Here is a 1444-nt window from a genome sequence, read left to right on the forward strand (position 1 = left end):
ACAACTCAAGGCCAGCCTCGCCCGATCAGTCGCCACGGCTCAGGGCAAACAATTGAAAGACGCAAGTGCCGTGGTCTGGTTCTCCAGTGCGCAGATGGACATCGAGCCCTTCGTGGCCGGACACAAAGGCATTCCCGATTTCATGCTGAGCACCCTCGGCGTGCGCAACGTGGTGCAATCCGATGAAGAGTGGCCGACGGTCGGCTGGGAAACCATCGCCAAGGCCAACCCGACCTTCATCGTCATCGCACGCATGGATCGCCGGCGCTTCCCCGCTGACGACTATCAGAAGAAACTCGCCTTCCTGCGCAGCGACCCGGTGACCCGCAACATGGACGCGGTGAAAAACAACCGCATCATCATTCTCGACGCCTTGGCCATGCAGGCCAGCCTGCGCACGTTCGATGGCATCGAGCAACTGGCCACGGCCCTCAACGGCTATGACCTGTCGCAATGAATAAAAGCCTGATCCGCGCACTACTGGCCCTGACGACACTGTTGATCGCCGTGCTCGCGGGGGTCGCCATCGGAGAGACGTCGATTGCTCCGGACGTGGTGCTAAAAGTGCTGGCCAACAAGCTGTGGACCGCCGGGCATGCGCTCGATCCGATCGACGAAGGCATTGTCTGGAACTACCGCCTGACCCGCGCCTTGGTCGCCGCCGCGTGCGGTGCCGGTCTGGCGACGTGCGGGGTGATTTTGCAGTCGCTGCTGCGCAATCCGCTGGCCGATCCCTATTTGCTCGGCATCTCCGCCGGGGCCTCGACCGGCGCGGTGATGGTGGCGCTGCTCGGGATTGGCGCCGGGGCGATTTCGCTGTCCGCCGGAGCTTTTGCCGGCGCGGTAACGGCGTTCGTGCTGGTCATTCTGCTGGCCCGTGTCAGCGGTTCGGCCAACGGCACCGGGCAGATCATTCTCGCGGGGATCGCCGGCTCGCAGCTGTTCAATGCGCTCACCGCGTTTCTGATTACCCGTTCGGCGAGTTCCGAGCAGGCGCGCGGCATCATGTTCTGGCTGCTCGGTAATCTCGGCGGCGTGCGCTGGCCGTCGGTGTGGCTGGCGGTGCCGGTGGCCCTGTTCGGCTTGCTGGTGTGCCTGTGGCATCGGCGCGCGCTGGATGCATTTACCTTTGGCGCGGATTCGGCGGCGTCCCTCGGCATACCGGTGCGGCGGGTGCAGATTGTGCTGATCGGTTGCGCGGCGCTGGTAACGGCGGTGATGGTGTCGATTGTCGGCTCGATCGGCTTTGTCGGCCTGGTGATTCCCCATGCGGCGCGCCTGTTGCTCGGCACCGGGCATGCCCGTCTGCTGCCGGCCAGCGCATTGGGGGGCGCGGTGTTTCTGATTGCCGCCGACGTGCTGTCGCGCACCCTGATCAAGGGTCAGGTGATTCCGGTCGGTGTGATTACCGCGCTGGTCGGCAGCAGACGGGCATGCCCGGTGC

Annotated in this window: 2 protein-coding genes; both read left to right on the forward strand. The window is 64.8% G+C overall.

Annotated elements, in window-relative coordinates; all coding sequences use genetic code 11:
* Window positions 1–457 (forward strand): ABC transporter substrate-binding protein (locus DBR24_RS33930; RefSeq protein WP_256591859.1); only part of this gene is annotated, 457 nt, incomplete at its 5' end.
* A gap of 8 nt (window positions 458–465) precedes the next feature.
* On the forward strand, window positions 466–1444 hold a 979-nt coding region (locus DBR24_RS26410; RefSeq protein ID WP_177490685.1), incomplete at its 3' end, for an iron ABC transporter permease.

Origin of the sequence: Pseudomonas sp. HMWF006 (assembly GCF_003061205.1) — a bacterium.
GTDB classification, from domain to species: Bacteria; Pseudomonadota; Gammaproteobacteria; order Pseudomonadales; family Pseudomonadaceae; genus Aquipseudomonas; species Aquipseudomonas monsensis.